This window comes from Pseudomonas sp. FH4, assembly GCF_000510915.2.
GTDB lineage: Bacteria > Pseudomonadota > Gammaproteobacteria > Pseudomonadales > Pseudomonadaceae > Aquipseudomonas > Aquipseudomonas brenneri.
The window spans coordinates 192,737-213,398 of record NZ_AOHN01000002.1 but is presented as its reverse complement, the minus strand read 5'-3'; the positions used below and the strand labels follow the sequence as shown (position 1 = coordinate 213,398).

Here is a 20,662-nt window from a genome sequence, read left to right as displayed (position 1 = left end):
GTGGTGGCCGTTAGTGTGTGGTGGCCTTGAGGCCTGCGAGCAGCAAGCGCTGATACAGGTCCTCTTTAAACCCCTGCGGCTTATCCAGGCGCATCCGCACCAGATGCCCGGGAAACGCCGCAGGCTCCGGCGCATCCAGCGCCGCCTTGCCCAACTCCAGAATCTCCGTCAGCTTGAACTTGCTCTTGAGCCAATTCAGCGCCCGCAACAAATCCCGCTCTTCATCACTGAAGTCACTGCCCAGCGGATACTCCGGAAACAGCCTTGAATGGCGCGCCTGCACCGCCTGCAACCGCTCGGGCGTATTGTCGGCAAAGCGTGGATCGAGCGCAAAATCCTTGGGCAACTTGCCGGCTTTTTGCGCCTGTTCGATCAAGTCGGCCTGGAACCGTGAGTCGGTGACATTGAGCAGCGCCTCGATCACCTTGGCGTCGGTCTGGCCGCGCAAGTCAGCGATGCCGTATTCCGTGATCACGATATCGCGCAGGTGTCGTGGAATCGTGCAATGGCCGTACTCCCAGACAATATTGGAGCTGACCTCGCCGGCCGATTCGCGCCAGCTGCGCAGGATCAGGATCGAGCGCGCGCCTTCCAGCGCATGACCCTGGGCGACAAAGTTGTATTGCCCGCCCACACCGCTGAGCACGCGGCCGTCTTCCAATTGGTCGGCAACGCCTGCACCCAGCAACGTCACCATGATCGCGCTGTTGATAAACCGCGCATCCACGCGCTGCAAACGCTTGAGTTCTTCCTGCCCGTACAGCTCGTTGATATAGCTGATGCGGGTCATGTTGAATGCCTGGCGCTTGGCGTGAGTCATTTCCTGCAAGCGCTGGTAAAAACTACGCGGCCCCAGGAAGAAACCGCCATGGATCGACACGCCGTCGGGCTGTGCTGCATCGTCCAGCAGGCCCGCGTTGGCCTGCGTCTGTGTCGCCACATCGGCGTAGACCTTGCGCCGCACAATCCCGGCATCGGCCAGCACCAGCAGGCCGTTGACGAACATCTCGCTGCAACCGTAGAGGCCCCGGGCAAACGGCTCGACCCCGCCCTCACGGCTGATCAGCGGCGCCCATTGGTACACATCCAGGTCAGTGAGCAACTGCCGGTAGCCTTCGTTATCGGCCTGGCGCGCCAGCAGCGCAGCGGTCAGGGCGTCACCCATCGAACCAATGCCGATCTGCAAGGTACCGCCATCGCGCACCAGGGTGCTGGCGTGCAAACCGATGAAATGGTCCTGGAACCCCACCGGCATGTTCGGTGTGGAGAACAGTGTGGTGTGGTCTTTCTCGTCGATCAGGAAGTCGAACTGGTCCATGCCCAACTCGGCGTCGCCCGGCATGTAGGGCAAGTCCTCATGCACCTGGCCGACCACCAGGATGGTCTCCCCGGCCGCGCGGCGCTTGGCGATCATCGGCAACAGGTCGAGGGTGATATCAGGGTTGCAGCTCAGGCTCAGGCGATCCGGGTGCTCACTGCTGCTGGCCACCAACTGCGCAACCAGGTTCAGGCCGGCAGCGTTGATATCGCGTGCGGCATGGCTGTAGTTGCTGCTGACGTAATCCTGCTGGGCCTGGGCGCTGTGCAACAGGCTGCCGGGCTGCATGAAGAACTGCTGCACGTGGATATTGGCCGGCAGGCTGTCCTTGCGCAGGGCGGCGAGGAAGTCCAGTTCAGGATAGTCGCCAAACACCCGCTCGATAAACGGTTCGAGAAAGCGCTTCTGCAAACCATCGCCCAACGGCGGGCGGCCCAGGCTCAGGGCGGTGTAGATCGTCAGCTCGCGCTCGGGCAGCTTGGCGATGCGCCGGTACAACGCGTTGGCAAACAGGTTCGGCTTGCCCAGGCCCAGCGGCATCCCCATGTGAATATGCGCAGGCAAGCGTGCCAGTACGTCGTCGACCGCTTGCTCGATTGAACACAACTGCACCATCCGACCCTCCTGAACATTCCATGAATTGGGGTTGGACCGAGCTTGCCGGGTCTTTGCTGCAATGAACAGCCTTGGCAACCAAATTGCGGGCACAAAAAAGCCGCTGGTCAGCGGCTTTTTGGCGAAGATCGGTTTATTTCAAACCAGACATCTTCTCGATCGCACCTTTGAGGTCAGCATCCGAGCAATCGGCGCACGTCCCTTTAGGCGGCATGGCATTGATGCCGGTGATGGCCTTGGCCAGGATGCCGTCAAGGCCGCCCTGGTGGTCGGCGCGCTCTTTCCAGGCTGCGGTGTCACCGATTTTCGGTGCGCCCAACAGGCCTGTGCTGTGGCAAGCGTTGCAGTGTTTGGCAATGATCTCGTCCGGCGTTTTCGCGCCGCCGCCGCCCGCTGTCACAGCGACTTCCATGCCCTTGCATTCTTCACCCTGAATACAGACCTTCCCGACGGGTTCAAGGCGCTTGGCAATATCATCATTGGTCGCAGCTTGAGCGCTGGCAGCCCAAAGGGCCAGTACGGTTGCTGGTACAGCCAGCATTTTCATAATTAGGTTCACGCGTTCACCCTCATGGTGGCTATTCACGCCTGCGGCCACGGTTTCGCAGGCGGCGAAAGTATAACGGTTAGGCCGCCTCACTGAAACAACCCTATTATCCAAGGGGAGATTCAGCAGGGCGAAATACAACTACGGGCACCTCTGCAAGGTAGGCAGGGCGCCTCTTCTGTTAAAAGTTCGCGGGTGTGGCTGCGCTGATTAGTCGCGCCGGCACATCGAACGGATTGCGAAAACGGTGCGGCTTGGTGCTTTCAAAGTAGTAGCTATCGCCGGCTTCGAGCACAAAAATTTCGGCGCCTACCACCAATTCCAGACGACCCTCCAACAGGATCCCGGTTTCCTCGCCATCATGGGTCAGCATTTCCTCGCCGGTATCAGCGCCTGGCGGGTAGATTTCGTTGAGAAACGCAATCGCCCGGCTGGGATGTGCCCGGCCCACCAGTTTCATGGTGACCGCGCCATCGGAGATGTCGATCAGCTCATTGGCTTTATAGACGATCTGCGTCGGTTTTTCCTGGAGGATCTCTTCGGAAAAGAACTCGACCATGGACATGGGGATGCCGCCCAGCACCTTGCGCAAGGAGCTGATGGAGGGGCTGACACTGTTTTTCTCGATCATCGAAATGGTGCTGTTGGTGACGCCCGCACGCTTGGCGAGTTCACGCTGGGAAAGACCTTTCAGTTTACGGATGGATTGCAGTCGTTCGCCGACGTCCAATGCAGGAGCCTCCTAGGATTCAGGCTTTGTTGTAATTGAGCGTTATCATGGCGACAGCGTTCAGTATTTACAACACTTTGGTCTGAATCCCGGTGGGCTTCATCTGTAGCCGGCGGCTAAGCGCCGGAATAGAGCCGTGGCACGCGGCGCAGGTTGCAGAAAATCTGATAGGGGATGGTCTCGGCGGCGGTCGCCACATCGCTGGCGAGGATGTTTTTGCCCCACAACTCGACGGTTGAACCCAGACCCGCCTGGGGTACATCGGTCAGGTCGATGCACAGCATGTCCATCGACACCCGCCCCAACAACTGGCTGCGCTGGCCGGCGACCAGTACCGGCGTGCCGGTCGGCGCATGCCGTGGATAACCATCGGCATAACCCATGGCAACCACACCGATACGCATCGGCTTGGGCGTCACGAATCGCGCGCCGTAACCCACTGGCTCGCCCGCCGGTAATTCGCGCACGCAGATGACTTTCGACTCCAGGGTCATCACCGGCTGCAAACGCGCGGCAACCGCCTGGTCTTCGCCGAAGGGCGTCGCACCGTAAAGCATGATGCCGGGCCGTACCCAGTCGCTGGAAACGCTCGGCCAGCCCATCACCGACGGCGAGTTGCGCAGGCTGACCTGGGCCGCCAAGCCCTGGCGCGCGGCCTCGAAGACCGCGACCTGTTCATCGCTGCTCGCGCAGTCCAGCTCATCGGCACGGGCGAAGTGGCTCATCAACACGATCTTGGCCACTTTGCCACTGGCCAGCAGGCGCTGGTAAGCGTCGTGATAATCCTTGGGATGCAACCCGACCCGGTGCATGCCCGAATCCAGCTTCAACCACACCGTCAGCGGCTTGCTCAGGCGCGCCTGTTCAATCGCTTCCAACTGCCACAACGAATGCACCACGCACCAGAAGTCATGCTCGATGATCAGCGGCAGTTCGTCGGCCTCGAAGAACCCTTCGAGCAACAACACCGGCCCACCAACTCCGGCAGCGCGCAGTTCCAGCGCCTCCTCGATACAGGCCACGGCAAAACCGTCGGCCTGGTCTTCCAGGGCCTGGGCCACGCGCACGGCGCCATGGCCGTAGGCGTCGGCCTTGATCACGGCAAGGGCCTTGGCCCCGGTCAGTTCGCGGGCCAATTGGTAGTTGTGGCGCAGGGCTTGTAGGTCGATCAGGGCACGGGCAGGACGCATGGCGGCAGGCTTCTAGGCGGCGGTAGGAAGAAAAAACCGGTACCAACCGACAGCGCCGGCACCGGAAGAGGGATCGTTTAAGGCAGAGCGGCCACGACAGACAGCTCGACCAGGATTTCTGGCTCACACAGTTTCGACTCGACCGTGGCACGGGCTGGTGCGACGCCTTTTGGCAGCCACTTGTCCCATACCGCGTTCATGCCGGCAAAGTCGGCGTCGATGTCTTTAAGGTAGATCGTCACCGACAGCAACTTGGTTTTGTCGGTACCGGCCAGATCCAGCAAACGCTCGATATTGGCCAGGGTTTCACGGGTCTGCTGTTCAATCCCGGCACTCATGTCGTCGCCGACCTGCCCTGCCAGATACACGGTACCGCTGTGGACAACGATCTGGCTCATGCGCTCATTGGTGAGCTGGCGCTGGATTGACATGTTTTGTGGACTCCTGAGGGCTGCCATAACGGGAAATATCAAGGCCTGCGGCACTGATCTGCGGGGTTTTCTTGGCCATCAGGTCCGCCAGCAAGCGACCAGAGCCACAGGCCATGGTCCAGCCGAGGGTGCCGTGGCCGGTATTCAAGAACAGATTCTTGAAAGGGGTGGCGCCGACAATTGGCGTACCGTCCGGGGTGGTCGGGCGCAGGCCGGTCCAGAACGTCGCTTCACTCAAATCACCGCCCTGAGGATAAAGGTCGTTGACGATCATCTCCAGGGTTTCGCGCCGGCGTGGGTTCAGCGACAGGTCAAAACCGGCTATTTCAGCCATGCCACCGACCCGGATGCGGTTGTCGAAGCGAGTGATCGCGACCTTGTAGGTTTCGTCGAGAATGGTCGAGGTCGGAGCCATCGCCGGGTTGGTGATCGGCACGGTCAGGGAGTAACCCTTGAGCGGATACACCGGCGCCTTGATCCCCAGCGGCTTGAGCAACTGTGGCGAGTAACTGCCCAGGGCCAGCACGTAGCGGTCAGCGGTTTCCAGCTTGCCGTCGATCCACACACCGTTGATACGATCACCGGCGTGGTCCAGGCGCTGGATGTCCTGCTCGAAACGGAACTCAACGCCCAACTGCTTGCACATATCGGCCAGGCGCGTGGTGAACATCTGGCAGTCGCCGGTCTGGTCATTGGGCAGGCGCAAGGCACCGGCCAGGATATCCGTGACGCTGGCCAGGGCCGGCTCGACGCGGGCAATGCCGGCACGGTCGAGCAGCTCGAACGGTACGCCGGACTCTTTGAGCACGGCAATATCCTTGGCCGCACCATCCAGTTGTGCCTGGGTGCGGAACAATTGGGTAGTACCCAGGCTACGGCCTTCGTAGGCAATGCCGGTTTCAGCGCGCAGTTCATCGAGGCAGTCGCGGCTGTACTCGGACAGACGCACCATGCGCTCCTTGTTCACCGCATAGCGATTGGCGGTGCAGTTACGCAGCATCTGCGCCATCCACAAGTACTGGTCGATATTGGCCGTGGCCTTGATCGCCAGTGGCGCATGGCGCTGCAGCAACCACTTGATAGCCTTGAGCGGTACGCCCGGCGCGGCCCATGGCGACGCATAGCCGGGCGAGACCTGGCCGGCGTTGGCGAAGCTGGTCTCCATTGCAACGGCCGGCTGACGGTCGACCACGACCACCTCAAAACCGGCACGCGCCAAATAGTAGGCACTGGCCACACCAATGACACCGCTACCCAAGACCAAAACGCGCATTTTTATATCCTCATCACGGCTTGACCGCTGACGTTTGTTGTTCAGCACAAAGATGTGGGCAGTATAAAAAGCAATGACCAGTGCATTTCACTATATAAGTGCCTATATTTGGCGACAATTCTCGGCAAAAACCCTTTTCACGGAGGAGCATCCCCTATGCGGACCAATACCCAGACCAAGCGGGAGCTGGACAAGATCGACCGCAACATCCTGCGCATCCTGCAAGCGGACGGGCGGATTTCGTTTACCGAGCTGGGGGAAAAGGTAGGGCTGTCGACCACGCCCTGCACCGAACGGGTCCGGCGCCTGGAGCGCGAGGGCATCATCATGGGCTACAACGCCCGCCTCAATCCGCAGCACTTGAAGGGTAGCCTGCTGGTGTTTGTCGAGATCAGCCTCGACTACAAATCCGGCGATACCTTCGAAGAATTCCGACGTGCTGTGCTGAAACTGCCCCATGTGCTGGAGTGCCACCTGGTTTCAGGGGATTTCGACTACCTGGTGAAGGCGCGGATTTCCGAGATGGCTTCGTACCGCAAACTGCTGGGCGACATCCTGCTCAAGCTGCCCCATGTGCGCGAATCCAAGAGCTATATCGTGATGGAAGAGGTGAAGGAAAGCCTGAACCTGCCGATCCCGGATTGAGAGTACGCCGCATATTCCTGTGGGAGCGGGCTTGCTCGCGAATGCGGTGTATCAGTCAACATATCCATGACTGACCCACCGCATTCGCGAGCAAGCCCGCTCCCACATTTTGACCACGTACATCGGCTAGACCAGCACCTGCCGGGTGGTCGCCATGTACTCGTGGATCTGCTTCTCCACCCGCGGGTGAATCAGCTCCACCGGCCCACGGTTGTTGGGGCATGGCAAGCTGGGCGTAGTACCAAACAACCTACAGATCAATGGGCGCTCGTCGTACACCGTGCAACCGTTGGGCCCCAGGTGTACACAGTTCAGCTCATCCATGGCCGCTTCCTGCTCGGCTGCGGTCTTGCGCGGCAGGCGCGACATTTCCTCGGTGGATGTAGTCACCGGCCCACAGCAATCATGGCAACCCGGCACACACTCAAACGAGGGAATCTGCCGGCGCAGCGCGTTGACTTTCTGGCTGTTGCAACTCATCGAAACCCATACCGAACGGCGAATAGGTGTGGATTTTGCCCTAAAACCCCTGGGTGAGACAGCTTCACCCGACCGCTGTATCCTGCGTCAAATTTTCCAGACACGGATGCTTCCCATGATCGCCAGCGCCCGGCACACCGCTTCCTACTACGCCGCCAGCAGCCTGCCGCAACCCGATTACCCGGCCTTGGCGGGCGAAGTCGTCGCCGATGTGTGCGTGGTGGGCGGCGGGTTCTCTGGGTTGAATACGGCCCTGGAGTTGGCTGAACGCGGGTTTAGCGTGGTGCTGCTGGAGGCGCGCAAGATCGGCTGGGGCGCCAGCGGGCGCAATGGCGGACAGTTGATTCGTGGCGTCGGCCATGGCCTCGATCAGTTTGCCAATGTGGTCGGCACCGAAGGCGTGCGGCAGATGAAGTTGATGGGCCTGGAAGCCGTGGAAATCGTGCGCCAGCGGGTCGAGCGCTTCCAGATTGATTGCGACCTGACCTGGGGTTACTGCGACCTCGCCAACAAGCCCCGCGACCTGCAAGGCTTGGCCGCCGATGCCGAAGAGTTGCACGACCTGGGTTATCGCCATGAACTGCGCCTGCTGCAAGCCGGGGAAATGCGCAGCGTGATCGGGTCCGACCGTTACGTGGGCGGCATGATCGACATGGGCTCCGGCCACCTGCACCCGCTGAACCTGGCCCTCGGTGAAGCCGCCGTCGCCCAGCAGTTGGGCGCACGGCTGTTTGAACAGTCCCAGGTGCTGCGCATCGACTACGGCCCTGAAGTCAAAGTCCACACCGCCCAGGGTTGCGTGCGCGCCAAGACCCTGGTGCTGGGCTGCAATGCCTATCTCAATGGCCTCAACCCCCACCTGAGCGGCAAGGTGCTGCCCGCCGGCAGCTACATCATCGCCACCGAACCCTTAAGCCCGGCCCAGGCCGCCGAACTGCTGCCGCAAAACATGGCCGTGTGTGATCAGCGGGTCACAGTGGATTACTTCCGGCTGTCGGCCGACCGGCGCCTGCTGTTTGGCGGTGCCTGCCATTATTCCGGGCGTGATCCCCAGGACATTGGCGCGTATATGCGGCCGAAGATGCTCAAGGTTTTCCCGCAATTGGCCGAGGTGAAGATCGACTACCAATGGGGCGGCATGATCGGCATCGGTGCCAACCGCCTACCGCAGATTGGCCGGCTGGCCGACCACCCCAATGTGTACTTTGCCCAGGCCTATGCCGGCCACGGTCTGAACGCCACCCACCTGGCGGGCAAGCTGCTGGCCGAAGCCATCAGCGGCCAGCACCGTGGGCGCTTCGATCTGTTTGCCCAGGTGCCCCACATCACCTTCCCCGGCGGCAAGCATTTGCGCTCACCGCTATTGGCCCTGGGCATGCTCTGGCACCGCATGAAAGAACTGCTCTGACTCACCCGCGCCAGAACGGCTTCAAGCCTTCCTGGCGCGCCTGTTCGGCAGTCAGGCCGATATCACGCAATTGCTCCCGGCTCAGGCCCAGCAAGGCCTTGCGCGTATGGCGACGGCGCCAGAACAGTTCCCAGCGGCTCGGATTGCCAGGCGCCAGCCCGGTCATCCCACGTTCCTGCCCTGCTTCCAGTTCCTGACTGTGTAGCGCCAGCCGCACATCGCTCAAGCCACTCATTGTCCTGCCCCTCATTTGCCTGTTGCCATGAGTGACTAGAATGAATGGCGCGACAAAACCATTACAGATTCAACAAACCTTTATTAAATCCATACAGATACTGCCAAACGCAGGCTGAATCCTGTATTTTCCCTTCATCTGTACTGGTCCCCCGGGAGCGACCGCCATGACCCTCTACGTCAATCTCGCCGAATTGCTGGGTACCCGCATCGAACAGGGCTTCTATCGCCCCGGCGATCGCCTGCCCTCGGTACGTGCCCTGAGCGTGGAACATGGGGTCAGCCTGAGCACCGTGCAGCAGGCTTATCGGCTGCTGGAAGACAACGGCCTGGCCACGCCCAAGCCAAAATCCGGCTACTTCGTGCCCGTCGGGCGCGAGCTGCCGGCGCTGCCCGCCGTGGGTCGGCCGGCCCAGCGTCCGGTGGAAATTTCCCAGTGGGACCAGGTACTGGAGCTGGTCCGCGCGGTGCCGCGCAAAGACGTCATACAGTTGGGCCGCGGCATGCCGGATGTACTGTCACCGACCATCAAGCCCTTGCTGCGCAGCCTCGCCCGGGTCAGCCGGCGCCAGGACCTGCCGGGCCTGTACTACGACAACATCTACGGCTGTATGGAATTGCGTGAGCAAATAGCCCGTCTGTCATTGGATTCCGGCTGCCAGCTCGACGCCCAGGACATCGTGATCACCACCGGCTGCCACGAGGCGTTGTCCTCCAGCATCCGTGCGATTTGCGAGCCCGGCGATATCGTCGCCGTGGACTCGCCGAGCTTCCACGGCGCCATGCAAACCCTCAAGGGCCTGGGCATGAAAGCCCTGGAAATCCCCACCGACCCGCTGACCGGTATCAGCCTCGAAGCCCTGGAACTGGCCCTGGAGCAATGGCCGATCAAGGTTATCCAGCTGACCCCCAACTGCAACAACCCCCTGGGCTACATCATGCCCGAGGCGCGCAAGCGGGCATTGCTGACCCTGGCCCAGCGCTTTGACGTGGCGATTATCGAAGACGATGTGTATGGCGAACTGGCCTACAGCTACCCACGACCGCGCACCATCAAATCCTTCGACGAAGATGGCCGTGTCCTACTCTGCAGCTCATTCTCCAAGACCCTGGCCCCCGGCCTGCGGATCGGCTGGGTGGCACCTGGCCGTTATCTGGAACGGGTGCTGCACATGAAGTACATCAGCACCGGTTCGACCGCCACCCAACCACAGATCGCCATTGCCGAATTCCTCAAGAACGGGCACTTCGAACCCCATTTGCGGCGGATGCGTACCCAATACCAACGCAATCGCGACCTGATGCTCGATTGGGTCAGCCGTTATTTCCCCGCCGGCACCCGGGCCAGCCGGCCCCAGGGCAGCTTTATGCTGTGGGTGGAACTGCCCGACGGGTTCGATACCCTCAAGCTCAACCGGGCCTTGGTCGAACAAGGGGTGCAGATTGCGGTAGGCAGCATCTTTTCCGCCTCGGGCAAATACCGGAACTGCCTGCGGATGAACTACGCTGCCAAGCCAACACCCCAGGTTGAAGAGGCGGTGCGCAAGGTCGGGGCAACAGCGATCAAGATGCTGGCCGAAGCCGAGCCACGGGTGGACTGACCTTTTGCCATCAATCACCGTCATATACCCACCACCGCCCTGATTCGGAACCTGTCTCCTTGATGAGCCAAAGGCTGTTAGCGTTTTTCCTGCTCGGGTTCCTGGGCCTGGGCGGTTGCGCCACCCTGGACGTACCCCGCGTGCCCAGCGAGGCGCTGCCGGCGACGCAGTCCGCCTTCGGCCGCTCGATCCAGGCCCAGGCCGCGCCCTACAAGGGCCGCTCCGGGTTTCGCCTGCTGCCCAACAGCAGCGAAGCGTTCATGGCCCGCGCCGAACTGATCCGCAATGCCCAGACCAGCCTCGACTTGCAGTACTACATCGTCCATGACGGCATCAGCACGCGCATGCTGGTAGACGAGTTGCTCACGGCGGCCGACCGTGGCGTGCGGGTGCGCATCCTGCTGGACGACACCACCAGCGACGGCCTGGACCAAATCATCGCCACCCTGGCCGCGCACCCGCAGATCCAGATTCGCCTGTTCAACCCATTGCACCTGGGCCGCAGCACCGGGGCGACGCGCGCCATGGGCCGGTTGTTCAACCTGTCGCTGCAACACCGGCGCATGCACAACAAGCTGTGGCTGGCGGATAACAGCGTGGCGATTGTCGGCGGGCGCAACCTGGGAGATGAGTATTTCGATGCCGAGCCCAACCTGAACTTCACCGACATCGACATGCTCAGCGTGGGGCCGGTGGCCGAACAGCTGGGCCACAGCTTTGATCAGTACTGGAACAGTGCGCTGAGCAAGCCTATCGCCGACTTTATCTCCAGCGCCCCGTCCTCCCGCGACCTGGCCACGGCGCGCGGGCTGCTGGAGACGTCCCTGGCCGAGTCGCGCCAGCAAAACCATGCCCTGTATAACCGCCTGCGGACCTACAAGACCCAACCACGCATGGAGATCTGGCGCCGGGAACTGATCTGGGCCTGGAACCAGGCGCTGTGGGACGCGCCGAGCAAGGTCCTGGCCAAGGCCGATCCTGATCCACGCTTGCTGCTCACCACTCAACTGGCGCCCGAGCTGGAAGGTGTGCGCCACGAACTGATGATGATCTCGGCCTACTTCGTCCCTGGCCAACCGGGCCTGGTGTACCTGACCAGTCGCGCGGACGCGGGGGTTGCGGTGAGCCTTTTGACCAACTCCCTGGAAGCCACCGACGTACCGGCGGTACACGGCGGCTACGCCCCCTATCGCAAGGCGCTGCTGGAACACGGGGTGAAACTCTACGAGCTGCGCCGCCAACCTGGAGACGGCGGCGGTGGCAGTGGCCCGCACCTGCTGGGCAGCCGTTCGCTGTATGGCTCGGACTCCAGCCTACACAGCAAGGCAATGATCTTTGATCGACAAAAATCGTTTATCGGCTCGTTCAATTCCGACCCGCGGTCGGTGCTGTGGAACACCGAAGTCGGGGTATTGGTGGACAGCCCGGAGCTGGCCGAGCATGTGCGCAAGCTGGCCCTGCAAGGGATGGCACCGGCCTTGAGTTATGAGGCCAAGCTGCAGGGTGGCCAAGTGGTCTGGGTGACGGAAGATAACGGCCAACTGCACACCCTGACCCGCGAACCAGGCAGTTGGTGGCGCCGGTTCAATGCCTGGTTCGCCACCACGGTGGGCTTGGAACGCATGCTCTGAATCCCTGTAGGAGCAGGCTTGCCTAGGCTGGTTGCTCGGCGCCAAACGCTCCTTGGCGCAGCAACAAAATCACCAGCCCCAACGCCCCCGCCGCCATCAACAGCGGCAACGCATGCCCGCTGATCCACTGGCTACCGGCGCCCGCCACCAGCGGCCCGATCAGGCAGCCAATGCCCCACAACTGCGCAATATGGGCATTGGCCCGCACCAGCGCATCGTCACGGTAGCGCTCGCCGATCAGAATCAACGACAAGGTGAACAAGCCGCCGGCGCTGGCACCAAACAGTACCCAGATCGGCCAGATCAGCCAGGTATCGAGCAACGGCGCAATCGCCAGGCTCGACACCAGCAACAGCACCGCACACCCCAGGAACAGGGTGCGCCTGGGCAGGTAATCGGCCAACGCACCAATCGGCAATTGCAGCAGCGCATCGCCTACAACCACGGTGCTGACCATCGCCAGTGCCACCTCGGCAGTGAAACCCTGCTGCAGGCAATACACCGGCAGCAGTGTCAGAATCATCGCCTCGAACGCGGCAAACAACGCCACCGCCCAGGCAATCGCCGGCAAGCCCCGGCAAAATCCCCATAAATCGCCAAAGGTCACGCTGAAGGCCTCCGCCGTCGGTGCCCCGCTACGCCCCAGCAGCAGGAATGGCGCAACGATCAACAGAGCGACGCCAACCCAAAAGCCATAGTCATGATCGGTACCCAGCACGCCGAGCAACAACGGCCCCGACAGCTGGCTCAAGGCGTAGGTACAGCCATACAGCGCCACCAGCCGGCCACGCCACTGTTCCACCACCAGTTGGTTGATCCAGCTTTCGCCGAGGATAAACACAATGGTCAGGATCACCCCGATCATCAACCGCAGCACCAGCCACACCGGGTAGCTGGGCAATACCGCCAGCAAACCGATGGAAATCGCCCCGGCCCACAGGCACAGGCGCATCAGGTTTGCCGTGCCCAGCCAGGAAGCCAGGCGACTGGACACCTTGGCGCCCAGCAACACGCCGAACGCCGGCATGGCCGCCATGATGCCGATGGCAAAGTTGCCATAGCCCCAGCTTTCCAGGCGCAGGGACACCAGCGGCATGCTGACGCCCAGGGCAAGGCCGACGCTGAGCACCGAAGCCAGGACGGCGAAGTAAGTCGCCCAACGCATTGCCACGCTCCTGTGGATAACTCATTTATGGACGGTAAAACGAACTGTAGGAGCGAGCTTGCTCGCGAAGAACTCAAGGACACCGCGTTCAACCAGACAGAACGCGTTATCGTTGACGTTTTTCGCGAGCAAGCTCGCTCCTACAAGGGATCAGCTAGGTTGCTTACAGCTTGATCCAGGTCGCCTTCAGTTCGGTGTATTTATCGAACGCGTGCAGCGACTTGTCGCGACCGTTACCCGACTGCTTGAACCCGCCAAACGGCGCGGTCATGTCACCGCCATCGTACTGGTTGATCCACACGCTGCCGGCACGCAGGGCCTTGGCGGTCAGGTGTGCCTTGGAGATATCCGAGGTCCATACCGCAGCGGCCAGGCCATAAGGCGTGTCGTTGGCGATGGCTACGGCTTCTTCAGCGCTGTCGAAGGTAATCACCGACAGGACCGGGCCAAAGATCTCTTCCTGGGCAATCTTCATGGCGTTGGTCACGCCGTCGAAAATCGTCGGCTCGACGTAGGTACCGCCGGTCTCCTGCAGGGTACGCTTGCCACCGGCCACCAGTTTGGCGCCATCGGCGTGCCCGGCTTCGATGTACGACAGCACGGTGTTCATCTGCTGGGTATCCACCAGCGCACCGACGTTAGTGGCCGGGTCCAGCGGGTTGCCCGGCTTCCAGCCCTTGAGGGCCTCGATCACCATCGGCAGGAATTTGTCCTTGATCGAACGCTCCACCAGCAGGCGCGAGCCGGCGGTGCAAACTTCGCCCTGGTTGAAGGCGATGGCGCCAGCGGCGGATTCGGCAGCGGCCTGCAGGTCCGGAGCATCGGCAAACACGATGTTCGGGCTCTTGCCGCCCGCTTCCAGCCAGACGCGCTTCATGTTCGACTCGCCGGAGTAGATCATCAGTTGCTTGGCGATCTTGGTGGAACCGGTGAACACCAAGGTGTCCACGTCCATATGCAGCGCCAGGGCCTTGCCCACGGTGTGGCCGTAGCCCGGCAGCACGTTGAGCACGCCTTTGGGGATACCGGCTTCAACGGCCAGGGCAGCGATGCGGATGGCGGTCAGCGGCGATTTTTCCGACGGCTTGAGGACGACCGAATTACCGGTGGAAAGCGCCGGCCCCAGTTTCCAGCAGGCCATCATCAGCGGGAAGTTCCACGGCACGATGGCCGCCACCACGCCGACGGGCTCGCGGGTCACCAGGCCCAGTTGGTCATGGGGAGTGGCAGCGACTTCGTCGTAAATCTTGTCGATGGCCTCGCCGCTCCAGCTCAGGGCTTGCGCTGCGCCTGGAATATCGATGCCCAGGGAGTCACCGATTGGCTTGCCCATGTCCAAGGTTTCAAGCAGGGCCAGCTCTTCGGCATTGGCCTTGAGCAGCGCGGCGAAACGGATCATGGTGGCTTTGCGCTTGGCCGGGGCCAGGCGTGACCAGGCGCCGGAGTTGAAGGTGGCACGGGCGTTTTCCACGGCGCGCTGGGCGTCGGCGACGTCACAGCTGGCAACCGTGGTCAGCAGGCGGCCATCGACCGGGCTGAGGCATTCGAACGTGTCGCCGGAAACGGCGGCGGTGTATTCGCCATTGATGTACGCGCGGCCTTCAATCTTCAGGTCCTTGGCGCGTTGTTCCCAGTCGGCACGGGTCAGGGTGGTCATGCGAGTGTCCTCCTCTTATTAAATATAAGGGCCCGGCGTTATCACCAGTTCCCTTCCAAATGCTTGCCCGGCCAGCCAGCTATTCGGTCCGAGGCACCCGCCACCCTAAACCAGCCACAAGGGATGTTTCAATATATTTGACATAACGGCAGCAAACGCCCTTGCGATGTTCATTTTAATAAACATAGACTTTGGCTCTCCAACCCCAGGCCTAGACGGGATACGTGCATGAACATTCAGGATATCGTCGATTTCAGCCAGGCGAACACCGCCGCCGAACGCTACCGCCCCGCCGCAGAAAAAATCCTCAAGGGCGATCCCGAGCAAACGGTCTACAACCACTACAACAGCCCGTGCGGCCAGATGAACGCCGGGGTCTGGGAAGGTGAAGCCGGGCAATGGAAGGTCAACTACACCGAACACGAGTATTGCGAGATCGTGCAGGGGGTTTCGGTGCTGCGCGATGCCGACGGCAACGCCAAGACCTTGCGCGCCGGCGATCGCTTCGTCATCCCGGCCGGCTTCAGTGGCACCTGGGAAGTGCTGGAGTCATGCCGCAAGATCTACGTGATATTCGAAGAAAAAGCCTGATCGGTCGCGCGCGACTTTTTCCAAGGCAAAAAAAACCCGCATCGTGAGATACGGGTTTTTTTCACAAGAAAGAAAACCAATTACTTGATTTTGCCTTCTTTGTAGATCACGTGCTTGCGAACGCGCGGGTCGAACATTTTCTTTTCGAGCTTGTCCGGGGTAGTACGCTTGTTCTTGTCGGTAGTGTAGAAGTGACCAGTACCGGCGCTAGAGATCATTCGAATCAATTCACGCATGATATAGCTCCTTAGATTTTGCCGTCGCGGCGCAGTTCAGCGAGCACGACAGTGATGCCACGCTTGTCGATGATGCGCATGCCTTTGGCAGATACGCGCAGACGGACAAAACGTTTCTCTTCTTCAACCCAGAAGCGGTGATGCTGCAGGTTTGGCAGGAAACGACGACGGGTTTTGTTGTTTGCGTGGGAAATGTTATTCCCAGTCACCGGACCCTTACCGGTAACTTGACAGACTCTCGACATGCCTCAGCCCTCTAAAACCACATGCCCAACCCGGCATGGGTTGGCCGCTTAATCTCTCAGTCATTTGGCGCCAGGCGCCGCGTTTCTTTAAGGGTCTTACCGGCTACACCTACAGTGAAGGAACCGGGCCCCTAGAAAAGAGCGCTGCTTTATACCAGAAAGACCCCAGTGCAACAACAGCCGGTGTGTTTTTCCCGCTGTAAATCTCGCCTGAATAGGTCTCAAGCGCTGCCAGGGTGGGCCGCTGTACAATTGAACCGCTCGTCGCACCGAATGTTTTATCGCTGCTACGTGTACGCCAGGGCGCCGGGCAAAATGATCTGCAGTGCCATCAAAACAGCATTTACGGCCCCTGCACAGGTAAATATGGGCTAGTCATTTGCCAATCAGCCTACTACGGTAGGACTTTTCCAGACTGCACTCGCAGATGGGCCTTCGATCTGCACAGGAAACCGACCATGCGTCTCGCTGCCCTACCCTTATTGCTCGCCCCGCTCTTCCTCGCCCCGCTGGCCCAGGCAGCCTCTACGCTGAGCGTCTGCACCGAGGCCAGCCCCGAAGGGTTCGATGTGGTGCAATACAACTCGCTGACCACCACCAACGCCTCGGCGGATGTGCTGATGAACCGCCTGGTGGACTTCGACGCCGCGAGCGGCAAGCTGGTGCCGAGCCTGGCCGATAGCTGGGAAGTCTCGCCGGACGGCCTGACCTACACCTTTAAATTGCACCCGGACGTCAAATTCCACCGCACCGCGTACTTCAGCCCGAGCCGCAGCCTGACCGCCGAAGACGTGCGTTTCAGCTTCGAGCGCATGCTCGACCCGGCCAACCCCTGGCACAAGATCGCCCAGAGCGGCTTCCCCCATGCCCAGTCGTTGCAACTGCCAGCGCTGATCAAAAAGATCGACGCCCTGGACCCGCTGACCGTGCGTTTTACCCTGGATCACGCCGACTCCACGTTCCTTGCCGCGCTGAGCATGGGCTTTGCCTCGATCTACCCGGCCGAATACGCAGGCAAGCTGCTCAAGGCCGGCACCCCGGAAAAGCTCAATAGCCAACCCATCGGCACCGGGCCGTTCGTGTTCGGGCGCTTCCAGAAAGATGCGGCCATTCGCTACAAGGCCAACCCGGATTACTTTGCCGGCAAACCGGCTGTGGATAACTTGATCTTTGCCATCACCCCGGACGCCAATGTGCGCTTGCAGAAGCTGCGCCGGGATGAATGCCAGATTGCCTTGTCGCCCAAGCCCCTGGATATCGGTGAGGCGCAAAAGGATGCAGCGCTCAAGGTGGAAAAAACTGCCGCCTTCATGACGGCCTTTGTCGCCATCAACAGCCAGCACCCGCCACTGGACAAACCCGAAGTGCGCCAGGCAATCAACCTGGCCTTCGACAAGGCCAGCTACCTCAAGGCTGTGTTTGAAGGCACCGCCGAAGCTGCCAATGGGCCTTACCCGCCCAATACCTGGGGTTTTGCCAAGGAGCTGCCGGGGTATCCACAGGACATCGCCAAGGCCAAGGGGCTGCTGGATCGCGCCGGGCTCAAGGACGGTTTCAAGACCACTATCTGGACCCGGCCATCTGGCAGCCTGCTCAATCCCAACCCGAGCCTGGGCGCCCAGCTATTGCAGGCCGACCTGGCCAAGATCGGCATCCAGGCAGAGATCCGCGTGATCGAATGGGGCGAGCTGATCCGCCGCGCCAAGGCCGGTGAGCACGACCTGCTGTTCATGGGCTGGGCCGGCGACAATGGCGACCCGGACAACTTCCTGACCCCGCAGTTTTCCTGCGCGGCGGTCAAATCCGGCACCAACTTCGCCCGTTACTGCGACCCGGCTCTGGACAAGCTGATCAGCGCTGGCAAGACCACCAACGAGCAAGGCGTGCGCAGCAAGCTGTACCAACAGGCGCAGGCGCAGATCCAACAGCAGGCGCTATGGTTGCCACTGGCTCACCCGACGGCCTTTGCCCTGACACGCAAGAATGTCGAGGGGTACCAGGTCAGCCCGTTTGGGCGGCAGGACTTCTCCAAAGTCAGCGTCAAACCCTGACCCGCCCCTTGTAGGAGCCGGCTTGCCGGCTCCTACAAGGGATTGCGTTATATCCATCCATATTCGGCCATCGACAGCGGGTCACCATCGCCGACAATAATGTGATCCAGTACCCGCACATCCACCAGATCCAGGGCCTTTTGCAGCACTTTGGTCAATTTTCGATCAGCAATGCTCGGCTCGGTGCTCCCGGATGGATGGTTGTGACACAGGATCAATGCCGCAGCGTTGTAGTCCAGGGCGCGCTTGACCACTTGTCGCGGGTAGACCGTAGCGCTGTCGATGGTGCCCTGGAACAATGCTTCGAAGCCCAGCACCCGATGCCTTGAGTCGAGAAACAGGCAACCAAATATCTCGTGGGGCTCATGACGCAGCAGGGCCTTGAGGTAATCACGCACCGCCACCGGGCTTTCCAGCACCGACTCATTACGCACATGCTCGGCCAGATGGCGCCGACCCATTTCCAGCACAGCCTGCAGTTGGGCAAACTTCGCCGGCCCCAGGCCCAGATGCTGGATGAATACGCTCTGCCTGGCCTCCAGCAGCGCACGCAGGCTGCCAAATTGCGCCAACAGATGGCGCGCCAGGTCCACGGCGCTTTTACCCGAGACGCCGGTACGCAGGAAAATCGCCAGCAGCTCGGCATCCGAGAGACTCGCCGCCCCCAACTCCAAAAGCTTCTCCCGTGGCCGCTCCGCCACAGGCCAGTTGCGAATACTCATGGCACCTCCGTGTGCATGTGCGCCGCTGTTGCATGGCGGGCGCTGTGTTATCTTAGCCGCTCTTTTTTGCGCGCGATTTCACCTGGGGAGGGGGGATCGCAACGCCATCACTGAACTGGAAAGGCAAACCAATGCAGCGTCTGTATCGGAAACGCATCGTTCTCGGCGTCGGCGGCGGCATTGCCGCCTACAAGAGCGCAGAGTTGGTTCGCAGGCTCCTGGACCAGGGCGCCGAAGTGCGCGTGGTCATGACCCGTGGCGGCAGTGAGTTCATCACCCCGCTGACCATGCAGGCCCTGTCCGGCCACCCGGTTCACCTGGATTTGCTGGACCCGGCCGCCGAAGCTGCCATGGGTCATATCGAGCTGGCCAAATGGGCCGACCTGGTGCTGATCGCACCCGCCACTGCCGACCTGATCGCCCGCCTCGCCCAAGGCATTGCCGACGATCTGCTGACCACACTGGTACTGGCCACCGACGCCACTGTCGCCATCGCTCCCGCGATGAACCAGGCCATGTGGCGCGACCCGGCGACCCAGGCCAACACCCAACTGCTGCAAAGCCGTGGCCTCAAGGTCTTCGGCCCGGCCTCCGGCAGCCAGGCCTGTGGCGACGTCGGCCTGGGCCGCATGCTCGAAGCCACCGACCTGGCGCTGTGCGCCGCCGAGTGCTTCCAGCACCTGGCCCTGACCGGCAAGCACGTGCTGATTACCGCCGGCCCGACCCAGGAAAACATCGACCCGGTGCGCTACATCACCAACCATAGCTCAGGGAAAATGGGCTTTGCCCTGGCTGAAGCGGCGGTTGAGGCAGGCGCGCGCGTGACCCTGATCACAGGCCCAGTGCATCTGCCAACCCCAGACCGGGTCACCCGCATCGACGTAGTCAGCGCCCGCGACATGCTTGCGGCCTGTGAGGCAGCGATTCCCTGCGATGTGTTTATCGCTTCGGCAGCGGTCGCAGACTACCGCCCGGAAGTGGTTGCGCCGCAAAAACTCAAGAAAGACCCTACAAGCGGCGACGGCCTGCTCCTGCAAATGGTGCGCAACCCGGACATTTTGGCCACCATCGCCACCCGCGCGGATCGTCCGTTCAGCGTCGGTTTCGCCGCCGAGACCGAAAACCTGCTGGACTACGCCGCACGCAAACTCAAAGACAAAAACCTCGACCTGATCGTTGCCAATGATGTCGCCAACCCGAGCATCGGCTTCAACAGCGAGGAAAACGCTTGCAGCGTGATTGACCGCGAACTGCACGCCACCCTTTTCGCCCAGACCAGCAAGGGCAAGATTGCCCGCCAACTGATCTCTTTTATCGCCCAACGGCTGAACCAGGTTTAATTTCCATGCACGCTTTGCAAGCCAAGATCCTCGACCCCCGCATCGGCAGCGAATTCCCACTGCCGGCCTACGCCACACCGGGCTCCGCCGGCCTGGACCTGCGCGCCATGCTCAAGCAGGACACCGTCCTTGAGCCGGGCCAGACCCTGCTGATCCCCACCGGCCTGTCGATCTACGTCGGCGATCCCGGCCTGGCAGCGCTGATCCTGCCGCGCTCCGGCCTGGGTCACAAACACGGGATCGTGCTGGGCAACCTCGTGGGCCTGATCGACTCCGACTACCAGGGCGAATTGATGGTCTCGTGCTGGAACCGTGGCCAGACCGCTTTCAACATCGCCGTCGGCGAGCGCATCGCTCAACTGGTCCTGGTGCCGGTGGTGCAAGCGCATTTCGAGCTGGTGACCGAGTTCGACGAAACCCAGCGTGGCGCGGGCGGTTTCGGGCATTCCGGCAGCCACTGACTACGCTCAGGCATGCCGGGCTCTGCGTCCGACATGCCCCGATGGCATTTTCGCACCACGAACTCTAGGGCAAAAACGCCGTCTTACCCTT

General features: G+C 61.3%; 21 protein-coding genes. 8 read left to right on the top strand and 13 right to left on the bottom strand.

The features are described 5' to 3' along the window. Nucleotides 1–10 precede the first annotated feature (10 nt). The 6 genes from H097_RS01780 to dadA all read right to left on the bottom strand — a co-directional run bounded on the left by H097_RS01780 (nt 11) and on the right by dadA (nt 6,104). On the bottom strand, nt 11–1,933 hold the full coding sequence (locus H097_RS01780) for an acetyl-CoA hydrolase/transferase C-terminal domain-containing protein (protein WP_032856833.1): 1,923 nt from the start codon (nt 1,931–1,933) through the stop codon (nt 11–13). A gap of 133 nt (nt 1,934–2,066) precedes the next feature. Further along, the gene (locus H097_RS01775) at nt 2,067–2,480 is read right to left on the bottom strand and encodes a c-type cytochrome (RefSeq protein ID WP_032856832.1); all 414 of its coding nucleotides are present in this window, start codon (nt 2,478–2,480) and stop codon (nt 2,067–2,069) included. Nucleotides 2,481–2,661: 181 nt separating this feature from the next. Continuing rightward, nucleotides 2,662–3,210: a cupin domain-containing protein gene (locus H097_RS01770; RefSeq protein WP_032856831.1), complete on the bottom strand. Its 549-nt coding sequence runs from the start codon at nt 3,208–3,210 to the stop codon at nt 2,662–2,664. A 116-nt stretch (nt 3,211–3,326) separates the two neighbouring features. Continuing rightward, entirely contained in the window at nt 3,327–4,400 is a 1,074-nt protein-coding gene (alr, locus tag H097_RS01765) for an alanine racemase (RefSeq protein WP_032856830.1), read from the bottom strand. 77 nt (nt 4,401–4,477) lie between these two features. After that, the gene (locus H097_RS01760; protein WP_032856829.1) at nt 4,478–4,831 is read right to left on the bottom strand and encodes a RidA family protein; all 354 of its coding nucleotides are present in this window, start codon (nt 4,829–4,831) and stop codon (nt 4,478–4,480) included. Beyond that, nucleotides 4,803–6,104: a D-amino acid dehydrogenase gene (dadA, locus tag H097_RS01755; protein WP_032856828.1), complete on the bottom strand. Its 1,302-nt coding sequence runs from the start codon at nt 6,102–6,104 to the stop codon at nt 4,803–4,805. The genes H097_RS01760 and dadA overlap by 29 nt, the downstream gene beginning before the upstream one ends. Before the next feature lie 156 nt (nt 6,105–6,260). Here dadA and H097_RS01750 point away from each other — a divergent pair, with 156 nt between their 5' ends. Continuing rightward, a complete protein-coding gene (locus H097_RS01750) occupies nt 6,261–6,749 on the top strand; it encodes an Lrp/AsnC ligand binding domain-containing protein (RefSeq protein ID WP_003206849.1) in 489 nt (162 codons plus the stop codon). 126 nt (nt 6,750–6,875) lie between these two features. On the opposite strand, the gene H097_RS01745 is transcribed toward H097_RS01750, so the two are convergent. Beyond that, nucleotides 6,876–7,229, bottom strand: coding sequence for a YkgJ family cysteine cluster protein (locus H097_RS01745; protein ID WP_029289779.1), 354 nt, complete (start codon nt 7,227–7,229; stop codon nt 6,876–6,878). Between the two features lie 115 nt (nt 7,230–7,344). Here H097_RS01745 and H097_RS01740 point away from each other — a divergent pair, with 115 nt between their 5' ends. Beyond that, nucleotides 7,345–8,637: an FAD-binding oxidoreductase gene (locus tag H097_RS01740; protein ID WP_032856827.1), complete on the top strand. Its 1,293-nt coding sequence runs from the start codon at nt 7,345–7,347 to the stop codon at nt 8,635–8,637. 1 nt (nt 8,638) lies between these two features. Here H097_RS01740 and H097_RS01735 read toward each other — a convergent pair whose 3' ends face one another. Then, nucleotides 8,639–8,872: a DUF1127 domain-containing protein gene (locus H097_RS01735; RefSeq protein WP_032856826.1), complete on the bottom strand. Its 234-nt coding sequence runs from the start codon at nt 8,870–8,872 to the stop codon at nt 8,639–8,641. A gap of 166 nt (nt 8,873–9,038) precedes the next feature. Here H097_RS01735 and H097_RS01730 point away from each other — a divergent pair, with 166 nt between their 5' ends. Beyond that, nucleotides 9,039–10,472 (top strand): PLP-dependent aminotransferase family protein, encoded by a 1,434-nt coding sequence (locus tag H097_RS01730; protein ID WP_032856825.1) that lies wholly within the window; start codon nt 9,039–9,041, stop codon nt 10,470–10,472. 62 nt (nt 10,473–10,534) lie between these two features. Then, entirely contained in the window at nt 10,535–12,103 is a 1,569-nt protein-coding gene (locus H097_RS01725; RefSeq protein WP_032856824.1) for a phospholipase D family protein, read from the top strand. Nucleotides 12,104–12,125: 22 nt separating this feature from the next. On the opposite strand, the gene H097_RS01720 is transcribed toward H097_RS01725, so the two are convergent. Together H097_RS01720 and H097_RS01715 are read right to left on the bottom strand one after the other, a co-directional pair. Continuing rightward, nucleotides 12,126–13,268 (bottom strand): MFS transporter, encoded by a 1,143-nt coding sequence (locus tag H097_RS01720; protein WP_032856823.1) that lies wholly within the window; start codon nt 13,266–13,268, stop codon nt 12,126–12,128. A gap of 163 nt (nt 13,269–13,431) precedes the next feature. After that, nucleotides 13,432–14,925 carry an aldehyde dehydrogenase gene (locus tag H097_RS01715; RefSeq protein ID WP_032856822.1) on the bottom strand — a complete coding sequence of 498 codons (1,494 nt, stop codon included), beginning with the start codon at nt 14,923–14,925 and terminating at the stop codon, nt 13,432–13,434. A gap of 228 nt (nt 14,926–15,153) precedes the next feature. Here H097_RS01715 and H097_RS01710 point away from each other — a divergent pair, with 228 nt between their 5' ends. Further along, nucleotides 15,154–15,516: a cupin domain-containing protein gene (locus tag H097_RS01710; protein WP_032856821.1), complete on the top strand. Its 363-nt coding sequence runs from the start codon at nt 15,154–15,156 to the stop codon at nt 15,514–15,516. Between the two features lie 80 nt (nt 15,517–15,596). Here H097_RS01710 and rpmG read toward each other — a convergent pair whose 3' ends face one another. Beyond that, nucleotides 15,597–15,752, bottom strand: a complete 156-nt coding sequence (gene rpmG / locus H097_RS01705) for a 50S ribosomal protein L33 (protein WP_003176906.1) — start codon at nt 15,750–15,752, stop codon at nt 15,597–15,599. 11 nt (nt 15,753–15,763) lie between these two features. Continuing rightward, nucleotides 15,764–15,997 (bottom strand): 50S ribosomal protein L28, encoded by a 234-nt coding sequence (gene rpmB, locus H097_RS01700; protein WP_007920377.1) that lies wholly within the window; start codon nt 15,995–15,997, stop codon nt 15,764–15,766. 458 nt (nt 15,998–16,455) lie between these two features. Between rpmB and H097_RS01695 the strand changes: the two genes are divergently transcribed. After that, the gene (locus H097_RS01695) at nt 16,456–18,048 is read left to right on the top strand and encodes an ABC transporter substrate-binding protein (RefSeq protein WP_032856819.1); all 1,593 of its coding nucleotides are present in this window, start codon (nt 16,456–16,458) and stop codon (nt 18,046–18,048) included. A 47-nt stretch (nt 18,049–18,095) separates the two neighbouring features. On the opposite strand, the gene radC is transcribed toward H097_RS01695, so the two are convergent. After that, nucleotides 18,096–18,770 carry a DNA repair protein RadC gene (gene radC, locus H097_RS01690; protein ID WP_032856818.1) on the bottom strand — a complete coding sequence of 225 codons (675 nt, stop codon included), beginning with the start codon at nt 18,768–18,770 and terminating at the stop codon, nt 18,096–18,098. A gap of 131 nt (nt 18,771–18,901) precedes the next feature. Here radC and coaBC point away from each other — a divergent pair, with 131 nt between their 5' ends. Then, nucleotides 18,902–20,110, top strand: a complete 1,209-nt coding sequence (gene coaBC, locus H097_RS01685) for a bifunctional phosphopantothenoylcysteine decarboxylase/phosphopantothenate--cysteine ligase CoaBC (protein ID WP_029289805.1) — start codon at nt 18,902–18,904, stop codon at nt 20,108–20,110. Nucleotides 20,111–20,115: 5 nt separating this feature from the next. Beyond that, complete coding sequence (gene dut / locus H097_RS01680; protein WP_029289808.1) at nt 20,116–20,571, top strand: dUTP diphosphatase; 456 nt, start codon at nt 20,116–20,118, stop codon at nt 20,569–20,571. The last annotated feature ends 91 nt before the right edge of the window (nt 20,572–20,662 follow it).